This window comes from Mycobacterium sp. (assembly GCF_035499775.1).
In the GTDB taxonomy this organism is placed as follows: domain Bacteria; phylum Actinomycetota; class Actinomycetes; order Mycobacteriales; family Mycobacteriaceae; genus Mycobacterium.
On sequence record NZ_DATJYB010000144.1, the window covers coordinates 1 to 23401 of the forward strand.

The window sequence follows — 23401 nt, forward strand, 5'->3', positions numbered from 1 at the left end:
ACTCTATCGAATGCCGTGAAGCCTATCGAGCAAAACCGATAGGTCGCGGCTGTTGCGCCCTCTTTCATCAAGAAAGCCACCGCACAGCAATTCCCGGTGTGAGCGCGTGGCCATAGCGAGCGACAAGCCTATTTCGCAACTACCTCTGGCTCCGGGGCCCAACACCAATTTTCAGCGTAATGCCGGGCGATCCACACCCTCGAGCGGCTAAGCACCACCTGCGTCAGAAACAGCACCGTGTCGGCGGGTTCCCAAGTGCGGCTGGCGAAGCAGCCTGAAGCAGAAGCACTTGAACGATGAGGAAGGTGTCAGGTTTGCTCGGCTAAGCGTCGGTAGTCGGCAGAGCCATCCCATTCCTTCGAGCGAGCGAGCATGGCTGAGGGTGTTCCACTGACCGAGGCCGCCGAGCACACAGAACATCCGCAATTTATCGATTTCCCGGGTAAGCTTTCTGCCATTCGATGAAGTTACGCTTCGCGAGCGAAGGGGGTCGTCTGATGAGGATCATCCGCAAGATTCGGCCAGCGTCTGATGTGGCAGAAGATCGCGATCAAGACACTGAATCACCCAGCATTGTCCGCCTCGGAACCATTGAAGAGCTGGTACACGGGCAATTTGGTACCCAGTGGCGCGACAGCAGCAATCGGGCCTACTGGAACCCGAGCTGATGCAGCGCGAAGTTCGATAAATTGCTGCTCCTCTCATCGAATTGGCCGACACCATCGAAGTCCCGACGGCTCCGGCCGCCGCGATGTGGCGGTCGTCGAGGTCGCCCGCCTGCAGCTGACCGAAAACAAGACCTTGCGTTGGTAACAGGGTCTGCGGGGGGCTCAGCGGTCCGAGGCCCGCAGGTGGGGGTCTACCGAGCCTTGCCAAAGGAGACGCTGCGGCCAGTCGCGGCAGCGCCAGATCGATCTACTACCAGCACTTTTCGTATCTGCGGTGTCGACCGCGCCGTTAATCACGCTCACCACGCCGACGACGCCTCGTAGACCAACCAGACGGCGACGACGATCGCCCCGATGCGGCCCCTAACGGGGTTTGTCCAGTCGTTCCGCAGGAGGCTTGTTGGCGATGGGGCGGTATACAAGTTGCGTTCAGCCTCGGTGCGCGGCCGCCGCCGAAGCTTGGCGTCGGTGCGGACCTTGAAAAAGGCGGCACCGGTTGCGAGTGGCAACCCCAGAGAGAAGGTCAGCCCTTGATGAGGGCGGAATACGCCTCGGCGACCGCGGGCACTGATTCGAACTCGGCGAATTGCGGATATTGCTGCAGAGCGCGCTCAGCAACCTGCTTGCGCGTCAGCCCGGCGCTGTCGATCAGTTGCTGCAAGGTTTTCAGCACGTCATCAGTCTCGGCAATTTTTTCGGCGAACGGTCGCGGGATTGCGGGCTCGGATCTCAGGCCGGTCACCGCTTCCTGCATAATCCATGTGCCCTCGACCAACACCCGCCTGACTGCGATTGTAGTCGCGATTTCTTCGGCTTTCCTATTACGTAAGTCAATTTTGGCGCTGCCTGAGCCGCTTGAGTCGGCTACTTCTAGCAAGACGATTTGGCTCCACTTTCCTAAACTCTTATACCGGACCGAAACTATATCGCCGTAACCCGCAACTAGCGACTTACGTCGTTTTAGGGCCACCTGTACGTCCGCTGGAAGTCCTGTTGGTACGTCCTTGGTTTGCCGTCGATCGTAGAGGTTCTGCAGACCACCTGCCACTAACTCGCCCACACCATAGACAGATTGCCCGCTTTCCGACGCCCCCTTCACGAACGCTTCACCGACCGATGACCTCGAGCCGGCCAAATAAGCTACGCCCGTTGCAGTCAATTCCAGATATCCGGCGTCATAAGTTTGCAGGCGTTCTACCTTCGGAGCCAACAGCACGTCCTTAGTCGATGGGGACGCGAAAAACCCGTGCCGGGCGACCGAGATGGTTGTCTTTATTCCCACTTCTGTTCCTTACTCCGTTGCCGAAAGTTGTGGCTGTGCAGATCGTCGAAGAAAAACTCTGGTCATCGGCGCGTGGCCGGGCGATGCAACACCAATGGCGCCGAAGGCGATGGCTGCGGCGATCAAGTTTGCACCGGACCATAGGCCCTCGTTTGGCGTTTTACGTGGTTGATGTGGGCCGGTCCGTCGATTGGAGCGTAAGACGTTTCAACGTCGGATCACAATAACCAATTTTTGGAGATTCCTCTGAGTTGTGTGTGGGCCTAGTCAGTCGGGCCGGGCAGCAGCACCTCGGCTATCGTGGCGATTCGTCTTTTCGGGCCGGCCCGTCATGCCCGACCGCGAAAGAGTCCGCCATGCGCGGCCCAGGAACACCTGGGGACGCTGCAGGTTGACCATCACCACAATGTTGTGCAGGGTCAATCGGCGTCAATGATGAGGCTTCACGGCGCTGATCAGGTTCGCGGCGCAACTCGTTCTGGCATCCGACTAGCTACTGCCATGCTGGCGCGAGTCAAGACCTGAGCACCGACTCTCGATGTGTTGATTGCCGCTGTTGCTGGCTGAGCCCGGACCGAACGGTCGCACGTCCACGCCCCTCGCACGGACGCTGGCCGAGCTGACTCGGCGCTCTGATAGCGCGATCCGACCCTTTGATTCATTAGGGCACAAATCTTTCCACGTAACGTCGTTGGGATTCGAGACGCACTGAGCGTGTACGGACAACCCCACATTGACACGCGCGACCTGCCGAGTCGCGATCTCGACGATGCACCGGCAGCCCTCTTCAAATCTGCGCCGTACGATCTCAACCATGCTCGTCGGTCGCGAGTCCGAGCAGCAGCAGCTCGCCGCACTGCTGGCCGCGGCGCGAGTCCACCAAAGCAGTGTCCTGGTGCTCAGCGGCGAGGCGGGAATCGGAAAGACCGCCTTGCTCGATGACACCGCCGCCGGCGCGGGCGAGATGCGCGTGCTGCGCATATCGGGCAGTGAACAGGAATCCGGAATGGGCTTCGCGGGTCTGCAGCAACTGCTGTCGCCGGCGCTGCCGTTGCTGGAGCGCATCCCCGAACCGCAGCGCGATGCCCTCGCCGTTGCCCTGACGCTGCGCGACGGCCCGGCGCCGGAGCGGTTCGCCGTCTGCGCGGGCGCGCTGAGCTTGATCAGCCGCTTCGCCGAGGAGCGCCCGCTGCTGGTGCTGGTCGACGACGCGCACCTGCTCGACTTGCCGTCGGCCGAGGCACTCTTGTTCATCGGGCGCCGGTTGCTGGCTGACCCGATCGCCTTGCTGATGTCGCTGCGGCCGGAACCCGATGCGCTGCTTTACAACTCCGGCCTGGCGACGCTGGAGTTGTCCGGCTTGGGCCGCGACGCCGCGGGTGCGTTGCTCGCGACGGCCGCGGGCGGCTCACCGGGAGCCGAGCTGACCGAAAGGTTGCACCAGGTGACCGCCGGCAATCCACTGGCCCTCATCGAATTAGCGCGCGACGATCGCCTCAACCCCAGCCACCTGACGAACCTGGCGCCCGAACTGCCGATGCCGGTGACCGAGACCATCGCGCGCACCTTCGCCCGCCGGGTGTCGACGTTGCCGGTGGCGGCGCAACGTCTGCTACTGCTGACCGCTGTCGCTGACGGAGACCTGGCGGTCACGGCGCAGGCCGCGGCCACGCTGGACTGCGGCGGCAGCGGCATCGAACCCCTCGCCGAGGCGGAAAACGTTGGGCTGCTGCGACTTCAGGCTGGACACGCGGAGTTCCGACATCCGCTGGTGCGGTCGGCCGTCTACGCGGTGGCGGCGCCGGAAGACCGTCGAGCCGCCCATCGCGCGGTCGCCGCGGCATTGCCCGAGTCGTCGACGGATCGACGCGCCTGGCATCTGAGCGAAGCGTGCGTCGGGCCCGACGACACGGTCGCCGCCATGCTGGCCGAGTCGGCCGAAAATGCCCGTGCGCGAGGGGCTTACGGCACCGCGGCGCTCGGGCTGGCACGCAGCGCCGAGCTCACCTCGGCGCACGAACCGCGCGGCCTACGGTTTTTCCGTGCCGGCGAAACAGCCTACCTCGCGGGCCGTGTCGCCACGGCCGACGAGTTGCTCAGCGCCGCAAAGAAACTGGTGAACGAACCGGCCAGGCTAGCCGAAATCGACGGTATACGAGGAAATCTCGCACTACGCACCGGATCGCTGCGAGATGCGCACCAAGTGTTTTCACGTTCGGCGGAGCGCGCCGCGGCGGCTGACCCCGACGCCGCGGCCCGGTTACTGGCCGACGCTGTGACCGCCTGCTTCTACCTTTGTGACGCCGTGGCGGCGACAGCGGCCGCCGATCGCATCGAGGGGTTGCTTGACGACTGCCGCTCCGACGTGGCACGAACACGTGGGCAGATGGCGATCGGCATGGCGCGGGTATTGGCGGGCACTCAGGGCATGCACTGGATCCGCCGGGCGGTCGAGTCGATGACCAAGGATCCCCAGCTGTTCGAGGATCCGCGCCGACCGGACTTATCGGTGATCGGCCCGCTGTTCCTGCGCGAGTCCCGGGCCGGGCGAGAGCTCGTCGGGCGCGTCGTTGCAGAGCAGCGGGCGCGCACGGCGCTGGGCGCGCTCCCGAACCTGCTGTTCCACATGGCCCGCGACGACGCCACCACCGATCGCTGGTCTTCGGCGCTGAGCGAGTTCGACGAGGGCATCACGCTGGCCGGGGAGACCGGACAGACCACGGATCTCGCCGTGTCCCTGGCCGGTCTGGCCTGGCTGCAGGCCCGCATGGGTCGCACCGAGGAATGCCGCCGCAACTGTGAGCAGGCACTGGCCCTGGCCGGCAGCCATCAGATTGTGCTGGCCGAACTTTGGGCCCGGTTCGCGCTCGGTGACCTCAATCTCGCCGGCGGCGATGCCGCCGCCGCGGAACGCAGCTTCAGTGAACTGCAGGACACCATGAGCCGCATCGGGTTTCACGACGTCGACCTTGCGCCCGGCCCAGAACTCGCCGAAGCCCAGGTGCGGCGCGGTGACCTGACTGCCGCCGCCACTTCGGCCGCTGACTACCGGCGTCGGGCACAGCAGAAGGGACAGCCCTGGGCGCTGGCGCGCGCGCAGCGCGCGATGGCCCTGGTCGCTACGGACGCCGAACAGCGAAACACGTTCTTCGAGCAGGCAATCCAACTTCACCAGGGCAGCTTGGACCTCTACGAGGAAGCGCGGACGCGCCTGGCGTTCGGCGCGTCCCTGCGCCGCGACAAGAGCCGGGTGGCAGCGCGTCCGCACCTGCGTCAGGCGCTCAAACAGTTCGAGCGATTGGGCGCGCGCCCGTGGGCGGACCTGGCGGCCTCCGAATTGGATGCGACGGGTGAGCGGGCGCGTCGCAGCGGCGAAGGCCAACTGGCCGCCCTCACCTCGCAGGAGATCCACATCGCGCAGCTACTCGGCGCCGGCCGGACAACGAAAGAGACTGCGGCAGCGTTATTTCTGAGCCCGAAGACGGTCGAATACCACCTGCGGCACATCTATCAGAAGCTGGGCATCCGGTCGCGCGGCGAGTTGGCTGCGGTGGTACAGACCGAGACGCGTTAGATCGGCGCCAGGAATCCGATCGGCCCCGACGCGATACACAGCGAAAGCCCGGTCGTGTTGGCCCGCACAGTGATCGCGTCACCGGCACCGGGCAACCGGGCGAAGACCCGGTTCAGTCCCGGCCGCACCGGAACTTTCACGTCGGGCCCTTGCGTCAACGCCACCGTCATCGAGCCGTCGCTGTTGGCCAGGTAGTTGAGTTCGACGGTCCAGTCGGCGGGCAGCAGCGGCCCGTCGAGGATCAGCCGCGCCGGTGTGTCCGGCTGGGTGAAGTAGCCGCATCGCGGTTGGGGTCCGGGCACGATCGCGCGTACCCAGGTCACCCGCGCGTCTACCAGCCGTCCCGAGGGGTTCAGCATTCGCAATTGCGTTGTCGCCGTGTTAAATTCCGGTCTGTCTCGGAGCAGGGCAAACATGTGGCTGGCCAGGTTCTCCGGCCAGGCCACCCGCTGCAGCACCAGCGGATCCACTTCCTGGTCCAGCAGCGGCGCATCCGAAGCCGCCCGCGCGGCAGCCAAACTCGCACGGGCGTTGCGCAGATAGGGCTGGGCAGGATTGTCACGCCAGCTGGTCAGAAAGGTCGCCGTCGAGTACAGACTGCTGCCGACGAACAACGCCGCCAAAACGGTTGTCACCACTGCGCGTTTCGCCGAGGCGTCCAGCCAGCTCGCCGACATCCGGTTGGGTGCGGTGAACGCGACCGCGGCCAACAGGGCCAGCACGAAGACCAGGTCCGGGAGATAGCGCAGGGTCTGAGCCAGTTCGAGGGCGGTGAACCGCGACGAGCGCATCAGGTAGATCGGCACCTGGCAGGCGACCGTGTACCCCAGAGCGGTCACCCACACCGGCCGGATGCGTTGTTTGCGGACCAGCGATACGGCCAGCACCCCAGCAAACACCAGCCAGCCCAGCGTCATCACCAGCGGCCCCGGAACGGCCCACGGCGAGGACGGAGCCCAGCGTTCCCAGCGCCACGGACCGCCGGCTAATCCCGGCACGATGCCATGGGTGATGGAACGGCACAGCAGATTCCACGTCATCGCCAGGTCGGAGCTCCACCGCTTCTGATTCACCACGGCCAGATACAGCGCCACCCAGCCGACGGTCAGGGTCAGCGACGCAATCCACAGTCGCACCCCCGCCCGCCAAACCGTCCGCAAAACGTCGGAGTCGCCCCGCACGTGGCCGAGCAGCGCGGTCACCGCGAAGGCGACGAACGGGATCACCGCGGCCTTCTCGAAGAACAGCAGCCCACCGAAGTAGACCAGTGTGCCGGTCGCCGCGTAGCGCTGATTCCCGGTGCGGACCAGCAGCACCGCGTCCGCGCACACCCAGGCCAGCGCCGCCAGCATGGGAAGCGAGTTCAGCGCCGCCGCCCACCACGCGAACCCCGGCACCGCCAGCGGCGTGAACAGCGCGAACGTCAACGGAATGAGCACCACCGGACGCCAGCCCAGGATCACGTACAGCGCGCGCAACAGCGCCAGCGAGGCCAGCAGCTGCAGCACCACCAGGCTGATCGCCGGCCCGACCCAGTTCAGCGGCGCCAGCCGGATGATCGCGCCGGCGACCAGGAAGGCGCCCGGCATCACGTGGCCGTCGTGGTCGTCGAACAGGTACGACGGCGACAGCGGGCCCTGCGTGCCGGCCTTGCCGACCAGAATCAGGTCGTCCCAGTAGAAGTAGCCGTCGAACGCCAGCACCGCGCGGAATGCCAGCTGCACCGTGATCAACACTCCCGCTGCCACGGCGGCCGGCGCCATGACCCGCCGGTATGGTGGGCCGGTGCGCGCACTGGTCACCGGAGCAGCCGGATTCATCGGGTCGACGCTAGTCGACCGTCTACTGGCCGACGGCCACACAGTGGTTGGGCTGGACAATTTCGCGACGGGTCGCGCGACCAACCTCGAGCATCTGGTCGACAATCCCGACCATTTCTTCGTCGAGGCCGACATCGTCACCGCCGATCTGGACGCGATCCTCGCCGAGCACCGTCCCGAGGTGGTCTTCCACCTCGCGGCACAGATCGACGTCCGCCACTCGGTGGCCAATCCGCAGTTCGACGCTTCGGTCAACGTCGTCGGCACGGTACGCCTGGCCGAAGCCGCCCGGCGCGCGGAAGTCCGCAAGGTCGTACACACGTCGTCGGGCGGATCGATCTACGGCACCCCGACGGATTTCCCGACCCCGGAGACGGTGCCCACCGATCCGGCGTCGCCGTACGCGGCGGGAAAGGTGGCGGGGGAGATCTACCTGAACACCTTCCGGCACCTGTACGGCCTGGACTGGTCGGCCATCGCACCGGCCAACGTCTACGGCCCCCGGCAGGATCCGCACGGTGAGGCCGGCGTGGTGGCGATCTTCGCCCAGGCGCTGCTGTCGGGTAGGCCGACAAAGGTGTTCGGCGACGGCACCAACACCCGCGACTACGTGTTCGTCGACGACGTGGTGGACGCCTTCGTGAAGGCGTCGGGTGATGCGGGCGGCGGGCAGCGGTTCAACATCGGCACCGGCATCGAGACGTCGGACCGCCAATTGCACACCGTGGTGGCCGCGGCCGTCGGGGGCCCCGACGACCCGGAGTTCTATCCGCCGCGCCTCGGCGACCTCAGGCGCTCCTGCCTCGACAACGGTTTAGCCGAACGGGTTTTGGGCTGGCGCCCGCAGGTTGGGCTGGACGACGGTGTGCGCCGCACGGTCGAGTACTTCCGGCATCTGCGCGGGGGCTGACTCGCCGAACGTGCTTTGGTGGTCAAATTCCGGCGATTTTTTCGCCCTGAGAGCACACGGGGCGCGCGGGCTGCGCCGAGGCGCCGGGCACCGGCAGCGGTCAGTGCTCCTCCGGCACCTGCGCGCCCTCGAGGGCGACGGCGCGGGCCAGTCGCGCGTAACGCAACTCCAAGTCCTTGAACCGCATGTAGGTGCTCAGCGTGGTGAAGCTGAACGCCATGACCAGCGCGTAGAGCATCAGGTCGGTGCCGCGCCCGATCCCGAACCAGTGCGCGACGACCGTGGTGTCGCCGGGCCGCAGCACGGCGTAGATCCCGGCGAGCACGAACAAGACATAACCGACCTTGACCCAGGCCCGGGACCGAGCATTACGCCGGGACCGCAGTAGGTAGACCAGCAGCGCAACGATCGACCCGATCAAGAGCAGCTGGATCCAGTTCATCGTTGGGGTTCTTTCATCGCGGCATCCTCCCTCGCAGAAACCCGTCGAAAATGATGTTCACGCCGTTGAGCAGGGGCTGGCCCTTCGACTTCGAGTATTCGGTGTACAGCACTTCGACCGGCTCCTCAACTACGCGCCAATTGTGCTCGGCGATCAACATGACGAACTCGTTGGCGTGACTCATCCCGCTCATGGTGATGTCCAGGCCGTCGGCCACCGTCTTGTTGAACACCCGCAGGCCGTTGTTGGTGTCGGTCAGGCCCAGCCGGCGGCCGCGCCGGCTCAACCGTGCGGCGGTCCGCAACACGATGCGCTTGAAGAACGGCGGCTTGGCGGAGTCGGGGCTGGCGAACCGGGTCCCGATCACGACGTCGACATCGCCGGCCAGCAGCCGCTCGACCATCGCGGCCAGGTCCTTGACGCGGTGCTGGCCGTCGGCGTCGAACGTGGCGAACACGCGGGCACCGGGGCGCGCGCGGGCATACTCCACGCCGGTCTGGATCGCCGCGCCCTGGCCCACGTTGATCGGATGCCGCACCAGGTGGGCTCCGGCGCGCAGGGCGATGTCACCGGTCTCGTCGGTGCTGCCGTCGTCCACACAGACGACATGGTCGAACACGGCGCGCAGATCAGCGATGACCTCGCCGATCACAGCAGCTTCATTGAATGCGGGAACGACGATCCAGACGTCGGGGTAATGCCTATCAGAGTCCATCGGCGTTTTTGAGTCCATTGATGCACCACAAGGTACACGCCAATACAGCCCGAATCAGCGCGTAACGCGGCCTACCCGGGCGAGTGCTATCAGATGGACGCCGATGCCCACCAACGGCCCGCACAACAGGGCCACGACGGTGCGGGTTTGCAACGGGAGGGGGAGCAGCAGCAACATTCCCGACGCGACCGTCGCCCCCACCCAGCCCAATGAATAGGCCCGGTGCAGGGCGGCCGCAACCGTTGCCGAGCCGGTGAGGGTCAGCATTGCGATCGCCACCGCGGCCGCGGTCAGCCACGCCAGCAGCGCGCTGCTGGCCAGGTATTGCGGCCCGAACGCGACGCGCAGCAACCACGGGCCCACCAGACCCGCCGCCAGTACCCCGACCGCACCGATGCCGCCGACGATCGCCGCCGGCGCGACCAGCGCCCGCAGCCGGTTGGTGCGCTCGTCGACGAAATGGGCGATCAGGTTGCCCTGCATGGCCGTCAGCGGCACCAGCAGCGGCGCGCGGGTCAGCGTGACGGCCAGGATGACGACGCCGCCCTGCGCCCCCAGTTCGTTGCTGGTCAGCTTCAGCAGCACCGGAAATCCCATCACCAGAATCGCGCTGGCGCCGGCCGCGGTGATCGAATGGGCGGCGCCGCGCAGGAAGGTCGCGGTGGTCCCGGGCGTCAGCAGGCGCGCCGCCGCGCGTGTCGACGGCGAGGCCGCCAGCATGACCAGCCAGGCCACCGCGCCGCCGACGGTGGCCCACAGAAACCCGATCAGGCCCCAGCCGATCACGAACGTCGCCGCGGCGATGCTGACCCGGATGACGGCGTCGGTGACCATCAGGGCGCCGTACTGCGTCCAGCGGTTGCTGCCGGCCAGCATGCCGAGCAACGTGGCGTGCACACAGAACCCGGCAAGACCGACGCTGAGCAGCCCCACCGACAGCCAGCGTGCCTCGACGAACACCCGTCCGCTCCACAGCGGCGAACTCCCGGCGATCACGACGGCAGCGGTCACACCGACCATCCCGGCGATCCGCAGCGGATGGGTACGCTGCCCGGCGGGGTCGGGCAAGGCATCCAGGTGGAGCGTCGAGCGCACCTCCCGGGTGGTTTCCTGCAGTAGCCCATTGGCTGCGCCGGTCACCAGGCCGAAGGCCCCCCAGAAAACCCCGAACACCGAGAAGCCGCCGGGAGCCAGGTCGCGGGCGGCCAGATAGATCACCGCGTAGCCGCACAGCGCCGTCAGCGCGGTCGCGGTGCCGACCCGGGCCACGCTGCTGCGCGTGACCGGGCCGGGAGCGGCCGCGGGGGCTGGGCCACCGCCAATCTCGGTCACCGTTTGAAAATACTAAGTGCGTGTCGCCAAAGGCCCGATCTGCGATCGAGCGTCGCTAATGTGGATTGCTGTCGGAAGGATCCATGACCACATTCCGCACCTTCGCCACCTCGCTGATACTGACCGTCCTGGCACTTGTCGCCGGATATCTGCACGGCGGGCTCAATGCGCTGTTTTTGCTGGTGGTGCTGGCCGCTCTCGAGGTGTCGCTGTCGTTCGACAACGCGATCATCAACGCCGCGATCCTGCGCCGGATGAGCCTGTTCTGGCAGCGGATGTTCCTGACGATCGGGATTCTCATCGCTGTCTTCGGGATGCGGCTAGTCTTCCCGCTGATCATCGTCTGGGCGACCGCGGGCCTAGATCCGGTCCGCGCGATGGAGCTGGCACTGCAGCCGCCGCCACACGGCGCGCTCGAATTCGCGGACGGCTCGCCCAGCTACCAGAAGCTGATGATCCAAGCCCATCCCCAGATCGCGGCGTTCGGCGGCACGTTCCTGCTGATGCTGTTCCTGGACTTCATCGTCAACGACCGAGACATCAAGTGGCTCAAGTGGATTGAGGCTCCGTTCGCCCGCATCGGGCGGCTTGGTCAGGTGTCGGTGGTGTTCGCGGTGGTGGCGCTGGTGCTGTCCGGCACGCTGTTGACGCACTCCGGCGAGGAGCGTGCGACGGTGCTGACGGCCGGCCTGGTGGGCCTGGTGACGTATCTGGTCGTCAACGGTTTGAGCCGGGCTTTCCGGCCCTCGGACGACGGCGCTACGACGGGAGCTGCCGTGCGGGCGGTCGGTAAGGCCGGACTGTTCCTGTTCCTCTACCTGGAAGTTCTTGACGCCGCCTTTTCGTTCGATGGGGTCACCGGCGCCTTCGCGATCACGTCGGACCCGGTCATCATGGCGCTGGGTCTGGGACTGGTGGGCTCGGTGTTCGTCCGGTCGATCACCGTCCACCTGGTCCGCCAGGCCACCCTGGAGCGTTACGTGTACTTGGAGCACGGCGCGCACTGGGCGATCGGCGTGCTGGCCGTCATCATGCTGGTCTCCATCGAGCGGCGAATCCACATCCCCGATGTGCTCACCGCGTTGGTGGGGGTGGTGTTCATCGCGGCGGCATTCGCCTGGAGTCTGCTGCGCAATCGGCGCCAGGCGCAGGCCGCGCGGGCCGCGGGGACCGCGGGGGACGCAGCACTGGTCAGTGCTCGGCGGCCTTGAACCGCTCTACCGAGCGCAGCACCTCGGCTTCGGCTTCCTCGCGGCCAACCCAGTCCGCGGCCTCGACGAACTTGCCCGGTTCCAGGTCCTTGTAGTGGACAAAGAAATGCTTGATCGCGTCCAGTTCGAACGCCGGAACGTCGTCGATGTCCTGGATGTGGTCCCAGCGGTGGTCGCCGGCCGGCACACAGAGCACCTTGTCGTCGCCGCCATGCTCGTCGACCATCTTGAACATTCCCACCGGACGGGCTTCCACCAGCACCCCGGGGAACAACGGCTGCGGCAGTAGCACCAGCGCGTCCAGCGGGTCTCCGTCTTCCCCGAGGGTGTCCTCGATGAAGCCGTAGTCGGTGGGGTACGCCATCGGCGTGTACAGGTAGCGGTCCAGACGCACGCGCCCCGTCTCGTGGTCGACTTCGTACTTGTTGCGCTGCCCTTTCGGAATTTCGATGGTCACGTCGAATTGCACCGTCACAGCTCCTTGCCTGGGGTAGGTCAGTTGCGTCGCGGATCACCCTAGTCGAGCATCCGGCCGTTGGTTCGGCAGAATGGGACGAGACAGTCAGGAGAGTGATGGGTCCTACTCGCTGGCGGAAATCCACCTACGCGATCGTCTCGGTGGCCGTGGTGGTGTTTATTGCCGCCGTGGTGGCGGCTGCGGCGTACTTCACCACTGGTCACGGGGGCATTGGCGCGCATCCCCCGGTGCCGCCGCCGCACCCGCCGACGGTCAAACCGGGAATGGTTCCGGTGACCGACGCCGCCGCGGTCCCGAGTGCCGGTGGGCTGGCGGCCACGTTGGCGCCCATCGCGGCCGACCCCAATCTGGGCAGGTTGGGGGGCCGGATCACCGATGCCATGACCGCCAAAGAGCTCTGGCAGGTCGGTGCCGACGTGCCGTTGGTTCCGGCGTCGACCAATAAGGTGCTGACCGCGGCAGCGGCGCTGCTCACCCTGGATCGTCAGGCCCGGATCAGCACGCGGGTGGTCGCCGGCAGCCAGAACGCGCAGGGCCCGGTGGTGCTGGTGGGCGCCGGGGATCCGACGTTGTCGGCCGCGCCGGCCGGTGTGGACACCTGGTACCGGGGTTCGGCGCGGATCAGCGACCTCGTCGAGCAGATCAAGCGCAGCGGCGTGACGCCGACGTCGGTCCAGGTGGACATCCACGTATTCAGCGGCCCGACGATGGCGCCGGGCTGGGACCCGGCAGACGTCGGCAACGGCGACATCGCGCCGATCGAGGCGGTGATGATCGACGCCGGGCGGATCCAGCCGACCACCGTCAACTCGCGACGGTCGTCCACCCCGGCTCTGGACGCCGGCCGGGAGCTGGCCAAGGCGCTGGGCCTCGATCCCAACGCGGTCACGCTGACCACGGCACCGACCGGCGCCAAGCAGCTGGCCGTGGTCCAGTCGGCACCGTTGATCCAGCGGCTGTCCCAGATGATGGACCACTCCGACAACGTGATGGCCGAATGCATTGCCCGCGAGGTGGCGGCCGCGATCAACCGGCCGCAGAGCTTCGCCGGCGCGGTCGACGCGGTGACCAATCGGTTGAGCACCGCCCACGTCGACATCGGCGGCGCCGCGCTGGTTGATTCCAGCGGGTTGTCGGTCGACGACCGGCTGACGGCGAAGACGCTCGACGGCGTGGTCCAGGCGGCGGCGGGTCCGGATCAGCCGTCGTTGCGGGCGCTGCTGGATCTGCTGCCCATCGCCGGCGGTAGCGGCACGCTGTCCGAACGGTTTCTCGACCCGGCCACCAATCTGGGCCCGGCCGGCTGGCTGCGTGCCAAGACCGGTTCGCTGACCGCCATCAACTCGCTGGTCGGGGTGCTGACCGACAGCAGCGGGCGGGTACTGACCTTTGCGTTCATCTCCAACAGCGCCGGTCCCAACGGCCGCAACGTGATGGACGCGCTGGCCACCAAGCTATGGACGTGTGGGTGCGCATGACTTCATCTTCAGACCTGACCATCGGTACCGCCGTCGACTGGCGATTCGCCGCGACCGTCGGCCAGCGGCTGGCCCGGCCCGGCCCACCGTCCACCGACTACACCCGCCGCCAGGTCATCGAGGAGTTGACCAGTGCGGCCGCGAAAGCCGAACCTCCGGTGCGCGACGTCACCGGTCTGGTCACCAACGGGAAAGTGCCGGCGGCCCGCATCGTCGACCGTTCGGAGTGGGTGGGGGCAGCCGCCGAGTCGATGCGGGTGATGACCAACGGAACCGAGAAGCCACGGGGGTTCTGGACCGGGCGGATCACCGGTGCGCAGACGGGCGCCGTGCTGGCGTTCGTGTCCTCGGGGATCCTCGGTCAGTACGACCCGTTCGCGGCCGAACACGGCTGTCTGCTGCTGGTGTATCCGAATGTCATCGCCGTCGAGCGTCAACTGCGCATCGAGCCGTCCGACTTCCGGCTGTGGGTGTGCCTGCATGAGGTGACCCACCGCGTGCAGTTCACCGCCAACCCGTGGCTGGCCGGCTACATGTCGCAGGCGCTGGGGATGGTGACCCAGGACGCCGGTGAGGACATCGGGCAGGTGGTCAGCCGCCTGGCCGAGTTCGTCCGCAACCGCGGCTCCGGGCCTTCGGGGGTCGCTGACCCCGGCGCGCCGGGGATCCTCGGCCTGGTGCGCGCGGTGCAGTCCGAGCCGCAGCGCAACGCCCTGGACCAGCTACTGGTGCTGGGCACGCTGCTGGAAGGCCACGCCGACCACGTGATGGACGCCGTCGGGCCGCTGGTGGTGCCGTCGGTGGCCACCATCCGGCGCCGATTCGACGAGCGTCGGCAACGCAAGCAGCCGCCGTTGCAGCGACTGCTGCGCGCGCTGCTGGGCATCGACGCCAAGCTGAGCCAATACACCCGTGGCAAAGCGTTCGTCGACCACGTGGTGGACCGCGTCGGGATGGAACGGTTCAACACGGTCTGGTCGGGTCCCGAGACGCTGCCGCTGCCCGCCGAGATCGAAGAGCCGCAGCGATGGATCGACCGGGTGCTGTAGGGCAGCTGCGGACGGCTGTCGAGGCGTTCGCCAGCACCTATCTGGCCCCGGCCGAACCGTGGTGCGTGGGGCTGTCCGGCGGGCCGGACTCGTTGGCTCTCACCGCGGTCGCGGCCCAGCTGCGACCTACCACCGCCCTGATCGTCGACCACGGCTTGCAGCCCGATTCGGCCGCCGTGGCCGAAACCGCACGCACCCAAGCCCTGGCATTGGGATGCGTTGACGCACAGGTGGTTTGCGTGCGGGTAGGCAACGAAGGGGGCCCGGAGGCGGCGGCCCGCGCCGCCCGCTACGCCGCCCTGAACGCCTGGCGGGGCGGGCCGGTGCTGCTGGCCCACACGCTCGACGACCAGGCCGAGACGGTCCTGTTGGGCCTGGGCAGGGGTTCGGGGCCGCGCTCGATCGCCGGGATGCGCCCGCACGATCCGCCGTGGTGTCGCCCGTTGCTGGGGGTGCGGCGCAGCGTCACCCACGCCGCCTGCCAGGAGCTGGGCCTGACCGTGTGGCAGGACCCGCACAACACCGACCGTCGCTTCACCCGGACCAGGCTGCGCTCCGAGGTGCTGCCGCTGCTCGAAGACGTGCTGGGCGGCGGGGTTGCCGAGGCGCTGGCCCGCACCGCGACGGCGTTGCGCGAGGACACCGAGCTGATCGACAAGCTGGCCGCAGAGGCGTTGCCGTCGATCAGGACCGGGCACGCCGACGACGGACTCCGGACCAGCGCGCTGGCCACGCTGCCCGACCCGGTGCGCCGCCGGGTGATCCGTGGCTGGTTGCTGGCCGGCGGCGCGACGGGGCTGACCGACAAGCAGATCCGTGGGGTGGACACGTTGGTCACAGCGTGGCGCGGCCAGGGCGGAGTGGCCGTCGGCTCGCCGTTGCGCGGTCAGCGATTGGTCGCCGGGCGGCACGACGGCATCCTGACTTTGCGGTGCGAGCCCGTCTAGAGCCCGAAAATCGGGATTCGCGTTGGTTGTTCGCCCGTTGACGTGGCACTCTGTGGTCGTGGCCCAGATCTCCTCGGCGATCACCCCCGGACCGACCCCGGAGCTGTATCCGGGAGATATCAAGTCCGTACTGCTCACCGAGGGGCAAATTCAGGAGCGCATCGCCGAGCTCGGCGCCCAGATCGGCAACGACTACCGCGACCTGGCCGCCGAGACCGGGCAGGATCTGCTGCTGATCACCGTGCTCAAGGGTGCGGTGATCTTCGTCACGGACCTGGCGCGGGCGATTCCAATGCCGACCCAGTTCGAATTCATGGCCGTCAGCTCCTACGGGTCGTCGACGTCCTCGTCGGGCGTGGTGCGGATCCTCAAGGACCTCGACCGCGATATCCACGACCGCGACGTGCTGATCGTCGAGGACGTCGTCGACTCGGGCCTGACCCTGTCGTGGCTGTTGCGGAACCTGACCACCCGGCATCCGCGCTCGCTGCGCGTGTGCACGCTGCTGCGCAAGCCCGACGCGTTGGGCGCCAACGCCGAAATCAGCTACGTGGGCTTCGACATCCCCAACGACTTCGTCGTGGGCTACGGCCTGGACTACGACGAGCGTTACCGCGACCTGCCCTACATCGGGACGCTGGACCCCAGGGTTTACCAGCTCTAACCGCTGGTCCGCTGCGCCGCGCAGTGCTCGCCTCACTCGGCGTGCGTGGGCGATAGGGACGAAAAATGATCAAGATGCGTGCATATCCGGGGTCGGCTTAGCAATGGAACGAATCTGGGTGTTTTCGCGATCTTGCTTGTGCGGCCCAGCTTTACGAATGCGCGCCGCGCCAGGCTTGCCAGATGTCGGGGTGTAGGCGGCCGCGGTCTGGCACGGCCAGGCCGGTTGAGCGTGCCCATGCGCGCACCTCGGCCGTCGGCGGTGATGCGGCCGCGGGCGCGGTCGCGGTTTCGGTGGCCTCGACTGGAATGCCGACGCGATCAACGATGGCGTGTTCGGTCTCGGCCCAGGCGTGTGCGGCCGCGAGGTAGCGGAAGGTCCATTCCTCGGCGAGCTGGCGGGTCTCGTTGAAGACGATCGGGACGCTGGGCCAACGGATCTGTAGCTCGGCGAGCCCGTCGGCGACGACTGCAGGTCGGACCCAGTCGAGTTTGAAGATCTGCGAGTAGCGGTCTTCGACGACCACAGCTGCGCGGGGCAGGGTCGCGAGGTCGCCGAGGGCGTAGCGCAGCTTGCCGTTGATCAGGCTGGATACGAGATCCGTGACCGACTTGCGCTCCACGGCGGCGACCAGCCGGCCGTCGACGGTGATGCCGTAATCGCCGCACGGCAGAGCGCGTTTGACGGTGGTGGCCCGCTGGGTGGAGAAGCGGTAGGCGTACTGCTCGCGGGTGTCAACAAGGATCTGCAGTTCGGCGATGCCAGCCGCGCGGGCCGTCGGGGTGGTGACGTTCGGGCGCGCTTGCTTGCGGGTGCGCGGTGACTGCCAGAACACCGCGTCGCGGCCGCGTGCGGTGGTAAACACCAACTGGGAGCGATTCTCGCGACCACGGTCGAGGATCAGGTCGATCGCTGCGCCGCGGCGGATGCAGGAGCGAATCGGCGCGCGTTCGACGATGTCCGGGTCGGCTGGCCACTCGTCGGTGGTGACCGGGTAGCAGTACAACGCCTTCGTGCGCGGCCGAGTACCGGAGGTGCGGAACACCATCCCGCCGCCCAGCGGTAAGCGCAGCAGGTAGCCGAGCCTTGAGTCCGCGTCAGGGTTGACCGCGACGAGCATCTCCTCGATCACGTCACGCTCCCGCGCCGTGTCGATGTCGGGGCGGCGCTGTACGACCGCCAGCGCGCGACGGCCCGGTAGATCGTCGAGCGCGTGACCGGGAACAGCTCCTCGAGTTCGCCAATGGTGTGTCCTCCGGCGCGGTAGAGTTCGACGAGGTGCGCCTCCTGCCGCGGACTGAGCTTGGGCTGCTTGCCCCGCGGTCGGCCCTTGGCCCGGGCGACGGCCATGCCCTCCCGAGTCCGGGCGCGGGCAAGGTCGGCCTCAAACTCGGCGATCATGCTGAGAGTGGTGAACAGTAACCCGCCGATCGGGTCTGTCGGGTCGTGCACCGAGCCGCCGATGTTGAGGCGTACGCCGCTGGCGGTGAGTTCGTCAACGATGTCGCGTGCTTCCGGAACGGACCGGGCGAGCCGGTCGAGCTTGGTTACGACGAGCGTGTCGCCGCTGCGGCAGGCGGCGGGCGCTTGGCGTAATCCGGGCCGGTCTCGGTTCGTGCCAGTCACGCCGTGGTCGACATAGATCCGCTTGGGGTCGACGCCGAGCGCCGTGAGCGCCTCCCGCTGCGCGGTGAGATCTTGATCGACCGTCGACACCCGGGCGTAGCCGACCTTCAACTCCGACATGCAAATAGCATGCCGGTAAGCCCCCCTTCACCGGGAAAGATCACCGAACCGGTCTTACGGGACGTCTGCTGTTCGGTCCGGTCGGGCCGTGGTCGCTCGGTGTCGGCGTGCCGTTTGAGGTTCCCCTTGCGAGCTAGCTGATCCCGTGCCACGCTGTCCCCGCCTTGGCAGGACCTTCAGTGTCCGGCGTCGAATTCGATGGGCAGGGTGGTGGGCCCGGTGATTCCGGTCATGGTCTTCCAGGGGGCGGGGCCGGTGCGGCGGGGGTTGGGCATGCGGCGCGTGATGACGGTCAGGGCTTGGGCGAGTTCGAGTCTGGCGAGGTGTGCTCCGAGGCAGTAGTGCGCGCCACCGCCGAACGTGAGCAGGGTCGCCGGCCCCTCGCGGGTGATGTCGAGGGAGTCGGGGTCGTCGTAGACGGCGGGGTCGCGGTTGGCGGCGGCGGTGTTGACCATCACCAGCGTGCCGGCAGGTATGCGCACGCCGCCGAGTTCGACATCCTCGACTGCCTTGCGCATGGTGGTGAAAATGACCGGGCAGTACCGCATGAGCTCGTGGACGGCGTTGTGGGCCAGTTCGGGATGCACGGCGAGCAGGGCCCACTGGTCGGGGTGGTCGGCCAGGACTTGCACCGCGGCGGCTAGCTGGTTGCGGGTGGTGTCGGTACCTGCCATCAGCAGGGCTTCGGCGAGCATGCGTAGCTCGGCGGCGCTGAGTCGGTCCCCGTCATCTTCGGCGCGGATCAGCTGCGAGATCACGTCGTCGGTGAGGTTGCGGCGCCGGTGGGCGACCATTTCGTCGATGTAGGCGTCGAGTTCGTCGAACGCCGCCATGATGACCGCGGCGTCGTTGGCGACGTCCCAGTTGCCGATCTTGAAGATGTCCTCGGCCCAGTCCGAAAACAGTTGCCAGTCTTCGCGGGGGGCGCCCAGCAACCCGCAGATGATCGGAATCGGGTACTGGCGTGCGATGTCGGCGACCACGTCGCAGCGCCCCGTGCTGGTCACCGGGTCGACCAACTCGCTGATGACGTCGACGATCGTGCTCTGTAGTCGTGCGGTCGACCGTGGTGTGAACGCCTGGGAGACGAGTCGGCGCAGCCGATTGTGATCGGCGCCGTCGCGGCTCAAGAGGCCCGTGGTGGCCTTGTCCCACAGCCGTCCCGACGTGATGCCTTGTGCGGCAAGCACAAGTCCCTTAGGCATGCAAAACCGGGGATCGCGCAACACAGTCCGCACCAGCTGGTAGCTCAACACTTCGGGCCCGTGCGGGCCGAGCGCAATCGGGCCCTGAAGACGGGCTTGCCGGATGAGGCGGTGCGCATCTTCGGGGTTTTGGGTGTGCTCATAGGCGATGGTCGGCAGCCCGGCATCACAGACGGTGGGGCTGTTGGTGGCGATGGTTTCGGCGGTCATGGTGGTCTCCTCGGGTGGCTGTCGAGTCGACTATCCGGGGTCGCGAGGCCCAGACCATCGGCCAGAACGCGTAGAGAACAGAGCAAAGGGGTCGTAGATACGCCCTCGACCGGCTGTGATCTGCGCGGTTGCGCTGATGTTTGTGCTACGCGCTGCGCGCATGCTGGCTAGCATGAGCGACATCGATCGCCGCGCGGATGCGCTGCTGGTGGACTGGAGCGAGTTGGGCGTGAGCGGACTCTTGCCGACGGGCACGGTGACGTTGCTGTTGGCTGATGTCGAGGGCTCCACGCATTTGTGGGAGACCCAACCGCAGGAGATGACGGCGGCGTTCACGCGCCTAGATCAGGCACTGTCGGAACTGCTCGCCGCTCATGGCGGGGTGCGACCGGTGGAGCAGGGTGAGGGCGATAGTTTCGTGGTCGCGTTCGCTCGCGCGTCCGATGCGGTGGCGGCTGCGTTGGGGTTGCAGTTAGCGCCGTTGGCGCCGATCCGGCTGCGGATCGGGGTGCATACCGGTGAGGTGCAGCTGCGCGACGACGCCAACTACATCGGTCCCACGATCAACCGCGCCGCGCGTATTCGAGATTTGGCCCACGGTGGCCAGACCGTGCTCTCCGGCACGACGGAGGATCTGGTCGCCGATGTACTTCCGGCGGGCGCCTGGTTGACCGACCTCGGCCGTCACGAGCTGCGCGGTGTGCCCCGTCCCGAGCGGGTCGTCCAGCTATGCCATCGCGATCTTGTCAACGAGTTCCCGCCGCTGCGGGTATCTAGCACGGTTGTCTCCACCCGTCTTCCGGTGCAGCTCACCAGCTTTGTGGGCCGCGGCCCGCAGATGGCTGACGTGGAGAAGCTGTTGGCCGACAACCGGCTGGTGACGCTGACCGGTGCCGGCGGGGTCGGCAAGACCCGTCTCGCCCTCGAGATTGCGGCTCGCCTCGCGCCTGAGTTCCGTGACGGTGTTTGGTACGTCGATCTTGCGCCGATCACCGACCCCGAGCTGGTGCCGGTCGCGGTGGCCCGCGCACTCGGGCTGCCCGACCAGCCAGGGCGCTCCACGATGGACACGCCGCTGCGATTCGTTCGCGACCGTCAGATGCTGGTGGTGCTGGACAACTGCGAACACCTGCTCGACGCGTGCGCCGATCTGGCCATCGCTCTCCTGGGTGGGGCACCAGGGCTGACGCTGCTGGCCACCAGTCGTGAGCCGATCGGCGTTGCCGGTGAGGTGAGCTGGCGGGTGCCGTCGCTGTCACTGACCGACGAAGCCATCGAACTGTTCACCGACCGGGCGCATCATGCTCGGCCCGATTTCGTCGTCGGCGACGACAATGCTGCCGCCGCGGTGGGCGAGATTTGCCGGCGCCTGGATGGTTTGCCACTGGCGATCGAGCTGGCCGGGGCGCGAGTGCGGGTGTTGTCGCTGGCTGAGATCCTCGACAGCCTGCATGACCGGTTCCGGCTGTTGACCGGTGGGGCGCGCACCGCGGTGCGCCGCCAGCAGACCCTGCGCGCCTCGGTGGACTGGTCACACGCGCTGCTGACCGGGCCCGAGCGGGTGTTGTTTCGCCGGCTGGCGGTGTTTTTGGGTGGCTTCGACATCGACGCCGCGCAAGCGGTCGCCGGCGGCGGTGAGTTGGAGCGCTTCCAGGTGCTCGATCAGCTCACCCTGCTGGTGGACAAGTCGCTGGTGGTCGCAGACAACGCCGGTGGCCGAATGCGTTACCGGTTGTTGGAGACGGTGCGCCAGTACGCGCTGGAGAAACTCGGCGAGTCCGGCGAGGCCGACAGCGTGCGCTCACGTCACCGCGATTACTACACGGCGATGGCCGCTGTGCTTGACGCGCCAGGAGGCCGTGATTATGAGCAGCTTATCGAGCAGGCCGGGACCGAGATCGACAACCTGCGCGCTGCTTTTGGGTGGAGCCGGGAAAACTCCGACGTCGAGCCGGCGTTGGCGCTCGCGTCCTCGTTGCAGCCGCTGTGGCAAGCGCGGGGCCGTGTTCGGGAAGGGCTGGACTGGTTCGACGCCGCCCTGGCCGACCAAGCTACTGAGGAAACCGCCGTGGCGGCCGCGGTGCGGGCGCGGGCGCTGGCCGACAGGGCCCTGCTCGCCACCTGGGCCGGCGCTACCGGGGGCATGGAGCAGGCCCAGCAAGCCCTGGCGATCGCGCGCGAGATCGACGACCCTGCCCCGCTGGCGCGGGCGCTCACCGTCTGCGGCTACTTCGCCGCCTACAACGCCGAGGCGGCACCGCCGTACGTGGCCGAGGCGATCGCCCTGGCCCGGGAATTGGGCGACCCGTGGCGGCTCAGCCAGATCCTCGCCGTGCAGGCCGTGGCGGCGTTCGCGACGGGTCACCCGATCGCGGCGCGCGCGGCCGCCGAGGAAGGACGCGATCTCGCCGACGCGATCGGCGACCGGTTCGGCTCGCGCCGGTGCCGCTGGGCCCTCGGATTGGCACAGGTATGGCAGGGCGATCTGCCCGCTGCGGTAGCACAATTCGCCGCGGTGGAGGTCGAGGCCGAGGCAGCTCACGATGAAGTCTGGAGGGCGGATAGCCTGGTGTGGCGTGGCATCGCGCTCGCGTACCAGGGTGACATCGCTGCGGCCCGGGTCGCCGCTGATGCGGCCGTCGAGGCCGCTGCCGAGCTTGGCGTGACTAAAGCGGGCGGCGCCTTTTGGGCGTTGGCTACCGTAGCCCTGGCCGCCGGCGATGTCGCGGCGGCGCGGGACGCGACCGAGGCGGCCTGGCCACACGTGAGTGTCCTGCCCGTGGCGGCGGCGTTGGGGCGCGTCAACAGTGCCGCGGCCGCGCTGGCGGGCGCAGATCTGGTTGCGGCGCGTGGCTGGGCCGACGAGGCGGTCGCTACGGCGACGGGCTGGTTTTTGGTGGAGGCGTTGACCAGGACCACCCGCGCCCGCGTGGCGATCGCGCAAGGGGAGCCAGAGCAGGCCGAGCGCGACGCCCACGACGCGCTCGCGCGTGCCGCCGCCGTTGAGGCGTACCTGCTCGTCCCCGACATCCTCGAATGCCTTGCCGCTCTCGCCGGGGATGCCGGCAGTCACCACGAAGCCGCCCGCCTCGTCGGCGCGGCACAGGGCATTCGACAGCAGATGGGCGCGGTCCGGTTCGAGGTCTGGGACGCCGCCTACGAAGCGTCGGTGGCGACGCTGCGAGACGCCTTGGGCGACGAAGACTTTGACGCAGCGTGGGCGGAGGGCGCCGCCCTGTCCACTGAGGAGGCGATCGCCTACGCTCAGCGCGGCCGCGGCCAACGCAAACGACCCACCACAGGTTGGGCCTCGCTGACCCCCACCGAACGCGACGTGGTGCGACTGGTCACTGAAGGGCTAGCCAACAACGACATCGCCACCCGGCTTTTCGTCTCACCGCGCACGGTGCAAACCCACCTCACTCACGTCTACACCAAGCTCGGCCTGACCTCGCGGGTACAGCTCGTCCAAGAAGCGGCACGCCACGGCTGACCGCGCACCACCACAGTGGTAGGGGTCGCCGTAGCAACCGAACGAAACTGATCGTTTTCGATGGCCCGCAAGGGGATCCGCTATCGCTGCAGTCCGCGCGCGGATATGAGTCATCGTCGCCGGTACGCCGACGCTCGATGCTGAATCCTGTGCACGATGACGATCTTGGCCGTGTCG

17 protein-coding genes are annotated in these 23401 nt (G+C 67.4%); 8 read left to right on the forward strand and 9 right to left on the reverse strand.

The annotated features are described in order from the left end of the window. Positions 1–1191: 1191 nt before the first annotated feature. Positions 1192–1950: a hypothetical protein gene (locus VML93_RS09970; RefSeq protein WP_325610123.1), complete on the reverse strand. Its 759-nt coding sequence runs from the start codon at positions 1948–1950 to the stop codon at positions 1192–1194. A gap of 814 nt (positions 1951–2764) precedes the next feature. On the opposite strand from VML93_RS09970, the gene VML93_RS09975 reads away from it, so the two are divergent. Continuing rightward, positions 2765–5524, forward strand: coding sequence for an AAA family ATPase (locus tag VML93_RS09975; protein ID WP_325610125.1), 2760 nt, complete (start codon positions 2765–2767; stop codon positions 5522–5524). Here the strand turns inward: VML93_RS09975 and VML93_RS09980 are convergent. Next, the gene (locus tag VML93_RS09980) at positions 5521–7287 is read right to left on the reverse strand and encodes a hypothetical protein (RefSeq protein WP_325610149.1); all 1767 of its coding nucleotides are present in this window, start codon (positions 7285–7287) and stop codon (positions 5521–5523) included. The genes VML93_RS09975 and VML93_RS09980 overlap by 4 nt on opposite strands. Before the next feature lie 22 nt (positions 7288–7309). On the opposite strand from VML93_RS09980, the gene VML93_RS09985 reads away from it, so the two are divergent. Further along, positions 7310–8254 (forward strand): NAD-dependent epimerase/dehydratase family protein, encoded by a 945-nt coding sequence (locus tag VML93_RS09985; protein WP_325610127.1) that lies wholly within the window; start codon positions 7310–7312, stop codon positions 8252–8254. A gap of 100 nt (positions 8255–8354) precedes the next feature. Here VML93_RS09985 and VML93_RS09990 read toward each other — a convergent pair whose 3' ends face one another. From VML93_RS09990 to VML93_RS10000, 3 genes are read right to left on the reverse strand one after another with little or no spacing between them, the layout of a single operon-like run. Then, a complete protein-coding gene (locus tag VML93_RS09990; RefSeq protein ID WP_325610130.1) occupies positions 8355–8696 on the reverse strand; it encodes a DUF2304 domain-containing protein in 342 nt (113 codons plus the stop codon). Between the two features lie 13 nt (positions 8697–8709). Further along, a complete protein-coding gene (locus VML93_RS09995; protein WP_414686321.1) occupies positions 8710–9411 on the reverse strand; it encodes a glycosyltransferase family 2 protein in 702 nt (233 codons plus the stop codon). Positions 9412–9465: 54 nt separating this feature from the next. After that, positions 9466–10743: a hypothetical protein gene (locus VML93_RS10000; protein WP_325610134.1), complete on the reverse strand. Its 1278-nt coding sequence runs from the start codon at positions 10741–10743 to the stop codon at positions 9466–9468. 83 nt (positions 10744–10826) lie between these two features. On the opposite strand from VML93_RS10000, the gene VML93_RS10005 reads away from it, so the two are divergent. After that, entirely contained in the window at positions 10827–11954 is a 1128-nt protein-coding gene (locus VML93_RS10005) for a DUF475 domain-containing protein (RefSeq protein WP_325610136.1), read from the forward strand. Here VML93_RS10005 and VML93_RS10010 read toward each other — a convergent pair. Then, entirely contained in the window at positions 11935–12423 is a 489-nt protein-coding gene (locus VML93_RS10010) for an inorganic diphosphatase (protein ID WP_325610137.1), read from the reverse strand. The genes VML93_RS10005 and VML93_RS10010 overlap by 20 nt on opposite strands. 104 nt (positions 12424–12527) lie before the next feature. On the opposite strand from VML93_RS10010, the gene dacB reads away from it, so the two are divergent. Genes dacB through hpt form a run of 4 tightly spaced genes read left to right on the forward strand, consistent with a single transcriptional unit; the run spans position 12528 to position 16570 of the window. Beyond that, positions 12528–13910, forward strand: coding sequence for a D-alanyl-D-alanine carboxypeptidase/D-alanyl-D-alanine endopeptidase (gene dacB, locus VML93_RS10015; protein ID WP_325610139.1), 1383 nt, complete (start codon positions 12528–12530; stop codon positions 13908–13910). Beyond that, complete coding sequence (locus VML93_RS10020; protein ID WP_325610141.1) at positions 13907–14959, forward strand: zinc-dependent metalloprotease; 1053 nt, start codon at positions 13907–13909, stop codon at positions 14957–14959. The genes dacB and VML93_RS10020 overlap by 4 nt, the downstream gene beginning before the upstream one ends. Beyond that, positions 14938–15906 carry a tRNA lysidine(34) synthetase TilS gene (tilS, locus tag VML93_RS10025; protein ID WP_325610143.1) on the forward strand — a complete coding sequence of 323 codons (969 nt, stop codon included), beginning with the start codon at positions 14938–14940 and terminating at the stop codon, positions 15904–15906. The genes VML93_RS10020 and tilS overlap by 22 nt, the downstream gene beginning before the upstream one ends. A gap of 52 nt (positions 15907–15958) precedes the next feature. Continuing rightward, positions 15959–16570, forward strand: a complete 612-nt coding sequence (hpt, locus tag VML93_RS10030; protein ID WP_325610151.1) for a hypoxanthine phosphoribosyltransferase — start codon at positions 15959–15961, stop codon at positions 16568–16570. A 151-nt stretch (positions 16571–16721) separates the two neighbouring features. On the opposite strand, the gene VML93_RS10035 is transcribed toward hpt, so the two are convergent. The 3 genes from VML93_RS10035 to VML93_RS10045 all read right to left on the reverse strand — a co-directional run bounded on the left by VML93_RS10035 (position 16722) and on the right by VML93_RS10045 (position 19731). After that, on the reverse strand, positions 16722–17699 hold the full coding sequence (locus VML93_RS10035) for an ERCC4 domain-containing protein (RefSeq protein WP_325610153.1): 978 nt from the start codon (positions 17697–17699) through the stop codon (positions 16722–16724). Next, positions 17699–18316, reverse strand: coding sequence for a recombinase family protein (locus VML93_RS10040; protein WP_325610145.1), 618 nt, complete (start codon positions 18314–18316; stop codon positions 17699–17701). The genes VML93_RS10035 and VML93_RS10040 overlap by 1 nt, the downstream gene beginning before the upstream one ends. Before the next feature lie 176 nt (positions 18317–18492). Next, complete coding sequence (locus VML93_RS10045) at positions 18493–19731, reverse strand: cytochrome P450 (protein ID WP_325610147.1); 1239 nt, start codon at positions 19729–19731, stop codon at positions 18493–18495. A gap of 229 nt (positions 19732–19960) precedes the next feature. Between VML93_RS10045 and VML93_RS10050 the strand changes: the two genes are divergently transcribed. Then, positions 19961–23224: a LuxR family transcriptional regulator gene (locus tag VML93_RS10050; RefSeq protein ID WP_325610155.1), complete on the forward strand. Its 3264-nt coding sequence runs from the start codon at positions 19961–19963 to the stop codon at positions 23222–23224. Positions 23225–23401 lie beyond the last annotated feature (177 nt).

Excerpts from the sequence above, each read along its gene's own strand:
- VML93_RS09995 (WP_414686321.1), bottom strand. The coding sequence starts at position 9,411 with ATGGACTCTGATAGGCATTACCCCGACGTCTGGATCGTCGTTCCCGCA.
- VML93_RS09980 (WP_325610149.1), bottom strand. The coding sequence starts at position 7,287 with ATGGCGCCGGCCGCCGTGGCAGCGGGAGTGTTGATCACGGTGCAGCTG.
- VML93_RS09990 (WP_325610130.1), bottom strand. The coding sequence starts at position 8,696 with ATGAACTGGATCCAGCTGCTCTTGATCGGGTCGATCGTTGCGCTGCTG.
- VML93_RS10005 (WP_325610136.1), top strand. The coding sequence starts at position 10,827 with ATGACCACATTCCGCACCTTCGCCACCTCGCTGATACTGACCGTCCTG.
- VML93_RS10040 (WP_325610145.1), bottom strand. The coding sequence starts at position 18,316 with ATGTCGGAGTTGAAGGTCGGCTACGCCCGGGTGTCGACGGTCGATCAA.
- VML93_RS10045 (WP_325610147.1), bottom strand. The coding sequence starts at position 19,731 with ATGACCGCCGAAACCATCGCCACCAACAGCCCCACCGTCTGTGATGCC.
- dacB (WP_325610139.1), top strand. The coding sequence starts at position 12,528 with ATGGGTCCTACTCGCTGGCGGAAATCCACCTACGCGATCGTCTCGGTG.
- tilS (WP_325610143.1), top strand. The coding sequence starts at position 14,938 with ATGGATCGACCGGGTGCTGTAGGGCAGCTGCGGACGGCTGTCGAGGCG.
- VML93_RS09975 (WP_325610125.1), top strand. The coding sequence starts at position 2,765 with ATGCTCGTCGGTCGCGAGTCCGAGCAGCAGCAGCTCGCCGCACTGCTG.
- VML93_RS10020 (WP_325610141.1), top strand. The coding sequence starts at position 13,907 with ATGACTTCATCTTCAGACCTGACCATCGGTACCGCCGTCGACTGGCGA.